12 protein-coding genes and 1 pseudogene are annotated in these 13,605 nt (G+C 55.3%); 6 read left to right on the top strand and 7 right to left on the bottom strand.

Annotation, left to right across the window (positions count from 1 at the left end; translation table 11 throughout):
• Positions 1-241: 241 nt before the first annotated feature.
• The 4 genes from LKE08_RS12945 to LKE08_RS12930 all read right to left on the bottom strand — a co-directional run bounded on the left by LKE08_RS12945 (position 242) and on the right by LKE08_RS12930 (position 3,109).
• On the bottom strand, positions 242-2,071 hold the full coding sequence (locus LKE08_RS12945) for an iron uptake porin (RefSeq protein ID WP_324704643.1): 1,830 nt from the start codon (positions 2,069-2,071) through the stop codon (positions 242-244).
• Between the two features lie 239 nt (positions 2,072-2,310).
• Positions 2,311-2,556 carry a hypothetical protein gene (locus LKE08_RS12940; protein ID WP_324704642.1) on the bottom strand — a complete coding sequence of 82 codons (246 nt, stop codon included), beginning with the start codon at positions 2,554-2,556 and terminating at the stop codon, positions 2,311-2,313.
• Position 2,557: 1 nt separating this feature from the next.
• Positions 2,558-2,788, bottom strand: coding sequence for a hypothetical protein (locus LKE08_RS12935; RefSeq protein ID WP_324704641.1), 231 nt, complete (start codon positions 2,786-2,788; stop codon positions 2,558-2,560).
• Positions 2,789-2,872: 84 nt separating this feature from the next.
• Positions 2,873-3,109 (bottom strand): DNA-directed RNA polymerase subunit omega, encoded by a 237-nt coding sequence (locus tag LKE08_RS12930; protein ID WP_324704640.1) that lies wholly within the window; start codon positions 3,107-3,109, stop codon positions 2,873-2,875.
• 233 nt (positions 3,110-3,342) lie between these two features.
• Between LKE08_RS12930 and LKE08_RS12925 the strand changes: the two genes are divergently transcribed.
• The 6 genes and pseudogenes from LKE08_RS12925 to LKE08_RS12900 all read left to right on the top strand — a co-directional run bounded on the left by LKE08_RS12925 (position 3,343) and on the right by LKE08_RS12900 (position 10,282).
• Entirely contained in the window at positions 3,343-4,845 is a 1,503-nt protein-coding gene (locus LKE08_RS12925) for an efflux RND transporter periplasmic adaptor subunit (protein WP_324704639.1), read from the top strand.
• A gap of 74 nt (positions 4,846-4,919) precedes the next feature.
• A pseudogene (locus tag LKE08_RS12920) lies at positions 4,920-5,108 on the top strand (ABC transporter permease); the annotation flags it as partial.
• Positions 5,109-5,172: 64 nt separating this feature from the next.
• On the top strand, positions 5,173-6,366 hold the full coding sequence (locus tag LKE08_RS12915) for an ABC transporter permease (RefSeq protein ID WP_324704638.1): 1,194 nt from the start codon (positions 5,173-5,175) through the stop codon (positions 6,364-6,366).
• 2 nt (positions 6,367-6,368) lie between these two features.
• Entirely contained in the window at positions 6,369-8,354 is a 1,986-nt protein-coding gene (locus LKE08_RS12910) for a TolC family protein (protein WP_324704637.1), read from the top strand.
• A 79-nt stretch (positions 8,355-8,433) separates the two neighbouring features.
• Positions 8,434-9,363 carry an RluA family pseudouridine synthase gene (locus LKE08_RS12905; RefSeq protein WP_375341424.1) on the top strand — a complete coding sequence of 310 codons (930 nt, stop codon included), beginning with the start codon at positions 8,434-8,436 and terminating at the stop codon, positions 9,361-9,363.
• 43 nt (positions 9,364-9,406) lie between these two features.
• Positions 9,407-10,282 carry an SDR family oxidoreductase gene (locus tag LKE08_RS12900; protein ID WP_324704646.1) on the top strand — a complete coding sequence of 292 codons (876 nt, stop codon included), beginning with the start codon at positions 9,407-9,409 and terminating at the stop codon, positions 10,280-10,282.
• A gap of 143 nt (positions 10,283-10,425) precedes the next feature.
• Here the strand turns inward: LKE08_RS12900 and LKE08_RS12895 are convergent, their stop codons facing one another.
• From LKE08_RS12895 to petJ, 3 genes are all read right to left on the bottom strand, one after another.
• Positions 10,426-10,860 carry a retroviral-like aspartic protease family protein gene (locus tag LKE08_RS12895; protein ID WP_324704636.1) on the bottom strand — a complete coding sequence of 145 codons (435 nt, stop codon included), beginning with the start codon at positions 10,858-10,860 and terminating at the stop codon, positions 10,426-10,428.
• A gap of 187 nt (positions 10,861-11,047) precedes the next feature.
• Positions 11,048-12,976, bottom strand: a complete 1,929-nt coding sequence (locus tag LKE08_RS12890) for an AAA-like domain-containing protein (RefSeq protein ID WP_324704635.1) — start codon at positions 12,974-12,976, stop codon at positions 11,048-11,050.
• A gap of 149 nt (positions 12,977-13,125) precedes the next feature.
• Positions 13,126-13,467 (bottom strand): cytochrome c6 PetJ, encoded by a 342-nt coding sequence (gene petJ / locus LKE08_RS12885; RefSeq protein WP_324704645.1) that lies wholly within the window; start codon positions 13,465-13,467, stop codon positions 13,126-13,128.
• Positions 13,468-13,605 lie beyond the last annotated feature (138 nt).

Here is a 13,605-nt window from a genome sequence, read left to right as displayed (position 1 = left end):
TCATCCCCCCAAAAAAACTCTCATAGAAACCCGGTTTCTTCATCCTCAACCCGATCGCTAGAAACCGGGTTTCTACCAGCATTTCTCATCCCCCAAAAAAACTCTCATAGAAACCGGGTTTCTTCATCAACTGCGGGGGTGGGGTCGGCCACAAATGACAGTAGGGGCGAAAAATTTTTCGCCCCTACCATTGACTCATCTCATCCGTGCGAATCGGAATGGGCCGATCGCACTCCAGCACCTAGAACTGGAATGTGGTTCGGAGCGTCCCGACGACGATGGTATCGTTGGAATCGTTGTGGCCCGGGTTGGTGATGATGTACGCTCCGGGGGTGATGGAGATGTACTCGTTGAACGGGAAGCGGTAGAACGTCTCGATGTGGAGGGAGGTGTCCTCGTTTTCGAGAGCGGCGATGTCGTGGGAGGTGACTTTCGGAGGCATCCCCACGATGATCGCGCCGGAATCTCCTTCTTTGAGCACGTCGGGGAATCCGAGGGTGACGGCCCAGTTGAGGATGGTGGCATCGCTGTCGCCGCCATTTTTCTGATTCGCCCAGGTGGCGCCGAACCAGCCGCCGAATTCAAAGCTATTGGCGACCCGCCAGTTGAACTGGAAGCCCAAGTTGTCGCTGGTGGTGGAGTTATCTCCGAAGGGGCGATCGGCGATCCAGCTCCCGGTTCCACCCGCGACGTTAACATCTCCGTCGGTGAAGTATTTGCGGGCGTATTCAACGGCAAAGGCTAGTTTGTCCGTCGGCTCGAAGACGAACTGAGCCGATCCGGTGTTGCCACCGTTAAATAAGCCACGTCCTTCCCGGGCGTCCGCCGCATCGCCGGCCAAGTAACCCAGGTTCAGTTTGAACTGACCCTCGCTACCGAAGCCGAACTTGGCGATCGCCCCCGTTCCTTCGGGTCCCCGGAAGATGGCGGGGTTGCGCCGCCCGAACCGGGAGATGGCACCGGTACCCGAGCTGTTGAAGGGCGTCAGGATGTCCATCGCGTCGTCCAGGTCGAGGCTGTTGGCGCCGATGTAGAATTGCGCCCGATCGTTAAAAGCCGGGAAGCGATAATGCAGGTCGTCGATCTCCACCCCGTCGGATTGGCCGTCGATGCCGGTGCGCGCCATCAGGGTATTGGTGAGGTCGAAGTCGCTGAGGTTGGGAATGTCTACGGCTTGCAAACGGGTTCTCAACCGGTCTTTCCCGGTGAAGCTGGTGTCGAAGTTGAGGCGGACCCGATAGCCCATGTAGAATTGGGTGGGGTCGTCGCTGTCTTGTCCGAAGGGGCCGCCGGCGACGTTAAATTGGGCGCGATCGCCCAAGCTGTCACCGGGCCAGAACACCGCTTCCCCGCTCAGTTTGGTGGTGGTGGAGAATTGGTTGGCTTCTAGTTCCCCGGTACGGGCTTCCAGAACCGTCACCCGCCCCCGCAGGCTGGCCAATTCCACGCCAAACTCTTCCATGAGCCGCTGCATTTTGGCCAGATCTTCGCGAGTCACCAGGTCGGCGGTGGAAGCGTTAATTAATTCGGTGATCCGCTCCAGACAGGCGTTGACCCCGGCCGCGAATTCAAAACGGGTCAGGGCGCGGTTTCCTTTGTAGGTTCCGTCGGGATAACCGGCGATACAGCCGTAGCGCTCGACGAGGGACTGGAGGGCTTGGAAGGCCCAGTCCGTGGGTTGGACGTCGGACAGTTGGGAAACCGAGGTGACTTGGGACTGTTTCTGGCGGCCCCGACCTTCCCGGCCGTACTGGTTGAGTTGGTCCAGGGTTTGCCCTTCGGCGCCCGGGGCATCCAAGTCGGCAACGGGAACTTCCGATGTCGCGCCGGCTGCGGGGTTGCCCTGCACGCCCACACCGCCGGCGTGGGGGTTGACGGGAACCTGGGCGAATTCTTGGGGCCGTTCCACCGCACCTTCTCGGGAAGTGATGGTGGTTGCCGTGTTAGCCGTCAGTTCCGCTTCTCCTGTTTCGGATGCAGATAGTTCTGCGAGGGCAGGTGAAGAGGCCAGCAAACTGGCTCCCAAAACTGCCGGACTGAGTAGCCAAGCATTGAACGATCGTTTCGACACTCTCTCTCTCCTCACACGGGTAATTAGATTTCGACAAGGTTTTGGAACGAGGAGATCAAAACCTCCCCCCCGCAATTCTACACCGTCCCTTCGGCGATCGCGAAGCCCGGGGTTAGAATTTTAACCCATTATTATAGACTGTTTGCCAACTATCCGGATTAAATTCAATCGTTGCTCCGGATCTGTCAACTCTGCGCCGATTCTACCCCCGGGGCGACGTTCGCGGCCCCGGAGAACAATTAACTGGCTTGGAGCCGGGTCGAAATCTGTCGGAGGATGACCTGCTCGGCGATCGCATCCAAACTGCTGCGCCCTTGGGCTGGACATCCGTGGGGGTAGGTGAGGGGAAAGGGTCTGTCCCGCCATCTCAACTCGTTGTAGGGGGCGTCGGAGCGGAATTTCAAATAAATTCCATTGTCCACATCTTCGTAATAGGCGATCAGCACGTCGCCGTAGTCCCGCCAGTTGATTGTCTTGCCACTCATTTTATGAAACCTTCTTTATCAGTTGACTGGTTTTCAAAATCAGCCCGACGACCAGAATCGCCTCGATGGATAACTGCAGTGTATCCGGGATATGAAATAAAAACAACAAACCGCAGAACCCGCCCCCCAGGAACAGGGCGATCCGATACACTTCATCCCTTTGCTTCAGGGCCCAACCGGCGATCGCAAAGCCCAAAATCAACCACAACAGACACATCGTCACAAAAATCACACGAAACCTTACTATATAGCTTACCTACATTCCCCCGAACATGAGTTATCATTTGGTAATAAAAAGCTTAAGTTCTCGTCATTTTCACCCCCCGTCTTCGACGAGGAGTTGGGGCTGCATGAGTTCGTCCGACATCTCCAGGATCGCCCGGGCGACGGGCTTGATTTCGGAGGGGTTGGAATTGTGAAATTCTTCGTAATGAAATCGCTTTGCGCGTTTGGCAACTTGTACCGTGATTTGATAGCGACTGGCGGAACGGGCGAGCAACTGGGTCGATCGCCGATTCAGATCCAGGGCGTCGGAGAGGGTCGATAATGTCATGAATTTCAGATAATTTGGCATCCGCCCCCATCATAGAAAGCGCAGGTAAACGATGCGTTAAATTCAAGATAAATTTACCCGCTCTTCTCGGATTCGGAATTGGGGAAAGTGAACGGTTTGCCGACGGCCGGTCCTTCCCGGCCCCCTGGTGACAACCGACGGCGGCGATCGGCTAAACTGGTAGGGGAGATTCGCTCAAACCTGACCTCGACCTCAACCGCAACTGTCATACCGTGTCAACTTTAGACTATCGAGCCAAACGGGCCTATCAACGGGGAATCAAATGGTTGATGGGTTCCGCACTCTTCGCCGCCATCGGTGTCGGCGGCGTTTTGGCCTACGATCTGATCCAGAATCAGCCCCCGGCCCCCGTGTCCGTGGCACTGACCCCGGTGGAACTGGGGGAAGTGGAAAAGAAGATCAGCGAGGGGGGGACCCTGGAGTTGGGGGGACAGCGGAGCATCAAGTCCCCGGAGGATGGGGCGGTGGAGCGGATTTTGGTGGCGGTGGGCGATCGCGTCTCGGAGGGCCAGGAACTGATCGGCCTGCGGAACCCCGATCGCGAAACCATTTTACAAAAGCAGCAGCTCGAAATCCGAAAACAGGAAATTACCGTCGATCGCGATCGGCAAAAAGTCAGAGAAGCAGAGGAAGAACTCGCGGCGGCCGAGGCGCAGTTGCGGCGGGATATCGCCAAATACGAACGAAAAATCGAGTCGGCGGAAGCCGTCAAAGCCCTGGAAATTGAAAAGCAGGAAACCATCGTCGATCGCAACCGCCAAAAGGTCAAAGAAGCCGAGGTGGAACTGGCGGCGGCCGAAGTCCAATTGGAAACGGATCGGGAACTGTTAGAAAAGGGATTTATCGCAAAACAGGAAATTGACAGACAAGAGCAGATAGTCCGGGAAAAACGGGCGACATTGCGGGATGCCCGACACGCCTTAGAAACGGCTGTGGTGGATTTGGAAACGGCCCGAACCCGACTGATCGAGGAGATCGAGACGCCGAGCAGCGGCCCCGTCATTAATGCCGAAGTGAACCTGCGACAGGCTCAGGCGGATTTGAGAGGAAGCCAGAGCGAACTCGATCGCCTCAAAATCGAATATCAAGAAGCGGCTCTCGAACTCCAAAACTATGTGATCACCGCCCCCATCGACGGCATCGTTCTCAACATCGACGTCAAACCGGGGGATGGAGTCAACCGCAGCAACGATCTGATCGCCCTCGGCGACCCGAATCAGGAGGTGGTGCAACTGAAACTGTCCACCCTCAACGCCGTCCAGGTGAAACCGGGCCAACTCGCCCGCGTCAGCGAAATCGGCCCCGATCCCGAAATATTTACCGGGCGGGTGGAGCGGATCGATCTGAAAGCGAGTTCCTCTGAAAACAATCAAAGTTCCGACTCGGGACAGGCGACAGTTCCCGCCACCATCAAATTGGATCGGCCGACGGGAAGTTTGATTCCGGGGAGTCCGGTGAGTGTGGAAATTGTTTTGGACGCCCGGGAAGATGTCGTCGTTTTAAGTACAGAGTTGATTCGACGGGACGGAGAATCGCCCTACGTCTGGGTCGTGGATGCCGACGATCGCGCCCAAAAACGGCCCGTCACCCTGGGTTTGGAAGGGCTGTTGCAGGTGGAGGTCACATCGGGTTTGAGTCCCGGCGATCGCGTGATTTCCTCCTCTCCCGACGAACCCCTGAAGCCCGGAATGGCCGTGGTTGGAGGGGCGGAATAACCGACCTCCACCCCATCAGAATCGTGATGGGAATCGATCGCTTGGAGGATATCGATCGCATCCAAGAAGAGGCGATGGCGATCGCCACAGTTCACGGTGCCACAGTGGTGATCGCCGAGCCATTTGAGTTACCCTATAAATTCGACCGCCAAACGGCTGCGATCGCCCTCGGTTCGTCGGTGGCGGTGGGAGTCGGCGCGGCATTTTTCCCCGCCCTCCGCGCCAGCCAACTCGACCCGGTGAAAGCCCTGCGGGGCGATTAAATTGCCATTACCCAATCACAGAATCGAGTCCATTGTTAATTGTTAATTTTTAATTTTCTACTCCATGAGTCTATCTCCCTTCAATTTATTCGGTCTGAGTTGTCAATCTTTGATGGGCAATCCCCTGCGTTCCACCCTGTCCGCCGTCGGCGTCTTTATGGGAGTGGCGGCGGTGACGGCGACCCTGCAAGTCCGGACGATTTCTCGAACGGTGATTTCCCAACAAATTGAAGCCAGAGAAGCCCCCACGCTCCGGTTGAATCCCGCGTGGGAACCGGGACGTGAAATTCAACCCTTGACCCTAGAGGATTTGGAATTTCTGCAACACCGCCTGCGGGGTGCGACGGCGATCGCGGGTCAGCGTTACAGTCGTTGGTGGGTCGATTCGGTTGTCTTTCAAGATCGCAGTGTCAGCCCGGAATATGTGCTGGCCGTTTCCCAAGACTATCAAAAAATTTCGGGTCGAAAAGTGCTCGAAGGTCGGTTTTTCAATGCCACCGATTTCCTGCGATATCGTCCGGTGGTCGTGATTGACGAAGTTTTGGCTAAGGAACTTTTTGAAACGGTCGCTCCCATCGACCAATCAGTTTACATTAAAAATCGACCCTACATTGTTGTTGGGGTGGTCGAAACCAAGGAATTTTCATCGCGATCAGATCAACAAGGTCTTTTGATGATGCCGCTGCCCTTAGATACGGCGGTGACGGGGCAGCGTAAACTTCATACGATTGCGGTGGGGGTCGATCGCATCGAAGACATGGAAGCGGTGGAAAAACGGGCGATCGCGCTGATGAAACAGCGGGTTCCGACTCAGGATTATCGCGCTTGGAAAAATATCAACGATATCCTCGAACAAAAGCAAACTTTGGAATCGGTTTCTCGGGCTCTGCTGGTGGTGGGTGGAATTGCTTTAGTTGTCGGCGGCGTGGGAATCGCCAACGTCACCATCGCATCGGTGATCGAACGGACACCGGAAATCGGGTTGCGGCGGGCGATCGGGGCGACGCAACTGGACGTGATGTCGCAGTTCATACTCGAAGCGGCGATTTTGAGTGTGGTGGGGGGGACGATCGCGATCGCCACGGTTCACGGGATAACCCTGGTGATCGCCGACCGGTTTGAGTTACCCTATGAATTTGACCGGCAGACGGCCGCGATCGCCCTCGGTTCGTCCGTGGTGGTGGGCATCGGCGCGGCATTTTTTCCCGCCCTCCGCGCCAGCCAACTCGATCCGGTGAAAGCGTTAAGGGGACAATAACCATGACTCGATCTCAGGAACCCTTGCCGACAAGCGATCGCGCCTGGTGGGTGCGGTTTTCGGCGATCGCGATCGCCACTTCTGGACTCTGTATCGCCCTGGCGGTGGGGTTGCAATCCCGTCCCGTCCCGGAAGCCGATGCGAGTACCGAAAAGCCATCCCAAAACGCCTCAACAATTCCCCCAGATTTTCACAAACAAAAACCGCTCAAAGATAGCGATCGGGAAGCTCCACCGCCACCTCAACTTCCGGGAATTTTTGGCAATGTGGCGATCCGCCAGACAACCGCTCCCCAATTGCCGCCTGCGGAACCGCCGCAAAGTTCACCCGTTCCCGATCAAAAGACTGATGATTTTCGTCAATCTATCTTCTTTAAAGATACCCCAAATCTTCCGGAAAGTCAACCCCAATCCCCAGAAAAATCCGACTCTCCAATCGTCGAACCGTCCCCACCTTCTCGCCAAGATGAAGGTGCGATCGCGTCGAGTTGGTGGGATGGAATCTCCCTTCCTCCCACCCTAGAAACCCCCGTCCCAACTCTCAGAAATTCCGCCGCAGCCCTGATCACCCAAACCGCACCAGAACCCCAACAAAATACCCTAGAGTTAACCCAAAGAGATGTCGTATATTTGGCATTAGAAAATAACAGAACCATCAAAAATCAATACCTGGAACGGATCGTTCAGCGCCGCGCTCTGGAAGTGGCAGAAGATGAATTTGTCCCCGACTTCACCCCCAGTTTATCCATCGAATGGGAAAATATCGAACAGAGCGAAACCTTTTCCAGGACTGCGGGTTTAGTCGCCGAAGCCCGATTGGTCATGAAAATCCCCACCGGCGGCGAATTGGGGATGGGTTGGAGGGGACGAGGAACACAGGTAGGAACTGATGCTGATGCAGAAAGTGAATTGAGACAAAATCTGGAATTATCCTTTCAACAACCCCTTTTGCGGGGGGCGGGAACCGATGTCAACCGCGCCTCCATTAAAGTTGCCCGCTTGGATGAAGCGATCAATATTCTGGATTTAAAAAATACCTTGATCGAGCAAATAACGGAAGCCATTTTAGCCTATCGGAGTCTCGTACAAGCTCAGGAGCGACTTGACATTCAAATTCGTTCTTTAGAAGCGGCCCGACAGCAGGTCGAAAACACGCAAATATTGATCGATGCTGGTCGCCGCCCTGCGGTCGATTTAATCACGGCTCAACGGGGTGTAACCAATCAAGAAGTCAGCGTTTTAAATGCGGAGAATAATCTCAAACAGCAACAGTTGGCATTGCTAGATTTACTCGATATAGAGCTCGAAGGTGGTCGGATTCCGATCGCCACCGAGATCAAGGTGCCGGAAGCAGAACTTCCAGATCCCGAAGAAATTATCGAAATTGCCTTTAAAAACAGGCCCGATTATTTGAAGGCAAAGCTGGAAATTGAGAAGGCGGAAACCCGTTTAATGGTCGCCGAAAATAATCGCCGTTGGAACATCGATCTCGATACCGAAATCCGTCACAATGCTACCCCCAATATTTTGGAAGAACAGACGGAATTTCGGGCGGGAATCGTGTTCAGCAAAACCCTCGGAGATTTGACGATCGAGCAGGAATTCGATCGCGCCCGGGTCAACGTTCTCCAAGCCAAAAATAATTTAGAGGAAGAACGGCAGCAAATCGATATCGATGTCGCCAATGCGGTTCGCGATGTCCGGGATAATTTACGTCAGTTGGAATTGAGGCAACAGTTGACAGAATTGCGGGAACAGGAATTAAATAATGAGGAAGAAAAGATTCGCCTGGGTGTCGGAGATACTTCGATCGTAGATCTGGTTCGCTTTCAAGATGATTTGGCGGCGGCGCGAAACGCGGAATTAAACGCACAAATTGATTACCTCAATTCTTTGACTCAGTTGGAGCAAACTTTGGGGACAACATTGGAACGGTGGGAGATTGTCATTGAACAGGAAGAATCGATGGGGGAGGAAAGTGACAACTGAAAAGTGAAAAATCACCGATTCCCCATTGACGGTTCCTATACCCTACAATTAAACGAGAGAAGGCATTATTTTGGAAACGATTATTGAGTTAATTGTCGAAACGGAAACGGAGAAAAATCAGAGGCTCGATCGCTGGCTATCGGAACAAGTAAAAGAGTTGTCGCGATCGCGCCTACAAACCCTCATTTCCGAAGGTTGTGTCTCGGTGAACGATCGCCCCTGCACCTCCAAAAAAACGGCACTCAAAACCGGCGATCGCATCCAAATTAACGTCCCCCCCGCCGCACCATTAGAACTCAAACCCGCCGATATTCCCCTGGATATTCTTTACGAAGACGAAGAATTATTGATCCTCAACAAACCCGCCGGATTGGTCGTCCACCCCGCCCCCGGACACGAAAATGATACCCTGGTGAATGCGTTATTAGCCCACTGCGAAACCCTAGCCGGCATCGGCGGAGTGCAACGTCCCGGCATCGTCCACCGCCTCGACAAGGATACCACCGGCGCGATCGCGATCGCCAAAACCGACCGCGCCCACCAACATTTACAAGCCCAAATTCAAGCCAAAACCGCCCGTCGCCAATATCTCGGTGTCGTCCACGGCGCCCCCAAAACCCCATCCGGCATCATCGACGAACCCATCGGACGCCACCCGACAGACCGCAAAAAAATGGCGATCGTCCCCCCCGACCGGGGCGGGCGTGCCGCCATCACCCGCTGGCAGGTCCGGGAACGCCTGGGAAACTACACTTTGGTCGAATTTGACCTCGAAACCGGCCGCACCCACCAAATTCGCGTCCACAGCGCCAGTCTGGGGCATCCCATCGTCGGCGATCCGGTCTACGGGCGGGGCAAATCGCCCGGGGTGAACCTCCCCGGACAGGCCCTCCACGCCTGGAAACTCACCCTCCGCCACCCGATTTCCGAGGAAGCGATCGAAGCGATCGCGCCCTTGCCCGAGGCCATGACCACCCTGCTGGAGGTCCTGCGGCAGCGCCTGCGCTGAAACCGCGCTACCCTAATAAGACGAAGCGTGGGTAATTATGGCGATGTATTTAGTGACAGGAGCAACCGGCGATCTCGGCCGCCGCATCGTGCGGCAGTTACGGGAACGGGATCTGCCCGTGAGGGCCTTTGTCCGCCTCACCTCCCGCTATTCGGAACTCGAAAATCGCGGGGCGGAAATTTTTATCGGCGATTTGAAGCGGGAACGGGACATCGAAAAAGCCTGCCGGGGGGTGCGTTATATTATCACCGCCCACGGTTCCGGCGGAGATGCCCAGGCCCTCGAATATCGGGCGAATGTCGAACTGATCGACCAGGCCAAAGCCCAGGGGGTGGAACATTTCGTTTTTACCTCCGTATTGGGCACCGATCGCGGCTACGAAGATTCCCCGGTTTTCAAGGCGAAGCGGGAGGTGGAAAAGGTTCTTTCCAATAGCGGTTTAAATTATACCATATTGCAGCCTTCTGCTTTGGCTTCGAGCCTGTTACCCCTGGCGGAACGGTTCAAAGAAACGGGTTTTTATTTGCTGATCGGCGACCCGAAAAATCGCAGTTCCATCGTCAGTACGGATGATGTGGCGACGATCGCGATCGCCTCTACACAGGTGGAGGGTGCCCGCGATCGCATCCTCCCCGTCGGCGGCCCGGAAATCATCACCCGAGAGCAAATTTATCAAATTTTCAGCCAGGTATTCAATCGCGAACCCATCGTTATCAATCCCCCCCTGATGCTGTTCGACGGCCTGCGAAATGCGGCGGGTTTCTTCAACCCGGACTTGCAACGCAGTTTGGGAACCCTGCGGGTTTTGTTGGGGAATGAATTTTTCTGCACACCGGAAGAAATCGCGGAATTGGAGACGCTATTTGACATCAAAATGGAATCCTTAGAACAGTTTATCCGCCGCTATTTTGGGGCTTGATATCTGTTCTATACGAGGTTAAATATTCCCCCCGATAAACCTTTTCATACACCCGCAGGTCAGGGGTTTGAATGTGGGCGACCCCTTCCCAGTTCAGTTGCAGTCGGCGATCGCCATTTCAATCGGTTGAGGTGCGATCGCTTTTATAAAATCGTCAAATAGGTGTCCGCCGACGTTTCGGGCAAAACTTTGAGCCGTTGATTTTTTAGATCCAATTCAATTCCCAACGCTTCCAGGGGAACCACGCCCAAAAGGGCATCCCCTCTCCCCGGCAGTTCCAGACATTCAAAGGTTCCTTCTCGCCCCATCAGAATAACACTCGCATCTCGAAAAATGCGGGCTTTTCCGATACCATTCGCCGTCATCACGTCCACTTCCCGCAGGAGTTCCAAACCCAATTGGGCGATCGCGTCTGCCGGCAAACAGAGGGTGGTGGCTCCGGTATCCACCAGGACGTTATTGAGGGTGAGCGATCGCACCTGCTCCGGGGGAATGTAACCCCGTGTGGCACTCGCCTGGTCGATCCGATTGACAATTGTTAATGTGGTGGTTATTTTTCCCATCTGTTGTGCGGACATGGTTTGAATCCCAATACTCTATCACAATTATAAGGTCAAAACTTGGGATGGGCGCGATCACCTCATTTTTTCATCCTGTATGACGTTCTCAAATTAGATGTTATTTGAATTGTCGGGCGATCGCTATCTAGAGTCGCCAACAAATTGGCGATTCCCTCTTGAACTGTCGCCAGTCGCACCATCGCATCTAGAACCGGAAAGAGTCGTAAAAGGTGACGCGATCGCCGCCCCGGTATTTGGAACGGTCGAGGGCTTCTTCGGCGGCTTGAAACAGCCGTTCGGGAGAATTGTTGGAGGTGGGAATCTGGCTCGCCACGCCGACGCTGAGGCTGATGTTTCGGGAAACGAACCCGTCGAATTCGGAAATATCGTAAGAGATGGCGAGGGCTTTCACGTCGCGGCACATTTTCTCGGCGATATCCGTCACGGTTTCCACATCGGCATCGGTGAAGAGAAGGGCAAATCTCGCCCCGCCGTTGCGGGCGATCGAGCGGGCGCGATCGCCACCACATTCCCGAAGGGTCGCGGCGATTTTTTTGAGGCATTCATCCCCGGCAGAATCGCCGTGGGTGTCGTTGTACAGTTGAAAATAATCGACTTCACACAGCATCAAGAATAACGGCAAACTTCGGTCGATGGTTTGTTGCCATTCCTGTCGGATTAACCGTTCAAAATAGTGGCGGTTTGCCAGTTGTGTGAGCCCGTCGAGCTCGGAGGAATGGTGGAGTGGGTGCCTTCCCACTTCCGGCCCGACTTCCCCGGCCGTTGAGCGACTCAGTTTCCCAAATTGCTGGCGAAAATAAATGCGGTATAACTCGCAGCGAACCCGGGCCAAATTCTCGTCGAAATGGATCAATCCCATGCTTTCCAATTTGTAAGCCGCGATCGCCTCGAGGGGTACGCCGCGGTCGGACTCGATGAGGCGATCGAGGGCGATCGCCAAAGATGGATCTTGCTGGAGCGTCACCCACAACTCCCGCAAGTGGGAACTGTAAATACCGTCGGGTTGCAGGGCATCTCGCAACACCTCTTCCAGGGACATCCGTTTCCGACACATCTGATAAAATGCCAGTTGTATCAAATAGGGATGTCCCCCCACCATCGAAATTAAAGGTCCGAGGCGTTTGAGTCCCGCCGCGCCCCCGGCCCAACCGAGCCGGTGTCGGAGGGCGAGATCCTGCACCTGTTCGGCGGTAAACTCGGGCAATTTCAACACCAAACCGACGTTGAAAGGAGATTGGTGGAACTGGAGGGGGATGTAAACTTCGGTGCTGTGGACGACGATCAGGCGGAGATGTTGCCAGAGTTGGTCCTGTTTGGAATGTTCGTGCCACGATCGCAGCATGGGGAGGAAGTCCCGGGCGATGGCGGGGTACTCGAACACCCGGTTGACTTCGTTGAGGGCGATGACGAGCGGCGAATCCCTGTCGGGCAGTAAGTATTCTTCAAAATAGAGCCGACAGGAGACTTTGGAGCCGAGATCGAGGTCCCAGAGTTCGTCAAGTTGCGACGGCCGGCCGAGTTGTTGGCCGGCGTTGGCACAAAACCAGCGCAGCAGGCGATCCAAGGAATTTAACGTGTCGGCATCCGCTTCTAAAAAGTTGAGGGAAACCGTCCGGTATCCCCAAGAGTCGGCGAGGATCAACATCCGGTTGAGCAGGGAACTTTTTCCCATTTTCCGGGGGGCCTTGATGCGAATCACGCAGCCCGGTTGCCGCAGTTCGGCGAACCCCTGCTCTTCGGTGGGGGGGCGATCGACGTAGAGGGGGGAGTCGATGGGAATCGGACCGCCCGGTCGTTCCCAATGGGTGGGATCGGTGGGTTCGGAGCCGCCCGGATCGGTGGGTTCGGTGGGTTCGGTGGGTTCGGCGGTGTCCGGGGATTCGAGGACAAGCCGGACGTTCTTTTTGGTGATTTTCGCCCCCACCGCCTCCGAAAGTTCCTGCCACAGGCGCGATCCGACTTCTTTTACATAGTCGTTTCCGTAGGACGATTGCCGGGAAATTTCCCCGTAGGTTTTGCCCCTCCAGGATTCTGAAAAGATCGATCGCTCGATGGGAGTGAGCGATCGCCGTAATTTTTGTTCGACGAGTTTGAGGGCGGCGGCCAAATCCATTCAAATTGAGATGGTTGATGTGCGGGAGTTCGAGCTGTCGTTATTTTATCCTCTCGATTCCGGTCATTTTCGCCCGCGATCGCCTCACCCCACCTTTCCCACCTTTCCCACCTTTCCCACTTTTCCCACCCGCTCGAAGGGCGATTCGACTACCGCCAATCCTTTTCAGCCTGTTCGAGGACGTAGGCCGCCACCCGTCGGATTTCCGCTTCGCTGAGGCGGTTTTTGTAGGCGGACATATTGCTTTTCCCGTTGGCGACGATTTCGGAAATGGACTCCACGGAGTCGTAGCCGTTGCGCTTCAGGGCGCCCTTCTTGAGGGTTTTCCACCAGCGCACGATATTGCCCCCGCCGGCGTGGCACCCGGCGCACTGGGCGCTAAAAATTTGGGCTCCGGTGTCGGTTTTTTCGGCGATCGCGGGGGACCCGAAGCCCAACACCCACACCATCACGCCCAGGACGAAAGCAGTCAGCAAATTTCGCAGCATTATCAATTTTGAGTGATCCGTCCCCGTTATTGTGACATTTGTCGGGGGGCGGAGGAAGCAGGGGGGCGGAGGAAGCAGGGGGGCGGAGGAAGCAGGGGGGCGGAGGAGGAAGACTTATAGCAACCGCCAGGGCGATTCGGA

Origin of the sequence: Lyngbya sp. CCY1209, from assembly GCF_035615495.1 — a bacterium.
Classification (GTDB): Bacteria; Cyanobacteriota; Cyanobacteriia; order Cyanobacteriales; family Microcoleaceae; genus Limnospira.
The sequence above is the reverse complement of the archived record's forward strand: the minus strand, read 5'-3'. Positions and strand labels throughout refer to the sequence as shown.

Bases quoted from the DNA above. Each gene is read 5' to 3' on its own strand.
- LKE08_RS12940 (WP_324704642.1), bottom strand. From the start codon at position 2,556: ATGAGTGGCAAGACAATCAACTGGCGGGACTACGGCGACGTGCTGATC.
- LKE08_RS12930 (WP_324704640.1), bottom strand. From the start codon at position 3,109: ATGACATTATCGACCCTCTCCGACGCCCTGGATCTGAATCGGCGATCG.
- LKE08_RS12915 (WP_324704638.1), top strand. From the start codon at position 5,173: ATGAGTCTATCTCCCTTCAATTTATTCGGTCTGAGTTGTCAATCTTTG.
- LKE08_RS12910 (WP_324704637.1), top strand. From the start codon at position 6,369: ATGACTCGATCTCAGGAACCCTTGCCGACAAGCGATCGCGCCTGGTGG.
- LKE08_RS12900 (WP_324704646.1), top strand. From the start codon at position 9,407: ATGTATTTAGTGACAGGAGCAACCGGCGATCTCGGCCGCCGCATCGTG.
- LKE08_RS12895 (WP_324704636.1), bottom strand. From the start codon at position 10,860: ATGTCCGCACAACAGATGGGAAAAATAACCACCACATTAACAATTGTC.
- LKE08_RS12890 (WP_324704635.1), bottom strand. From the start codon at position 12,976: ATGGATTTGGCCGCCGCCCTCAAACTCGTCGAACAAAAATTACGGCGA.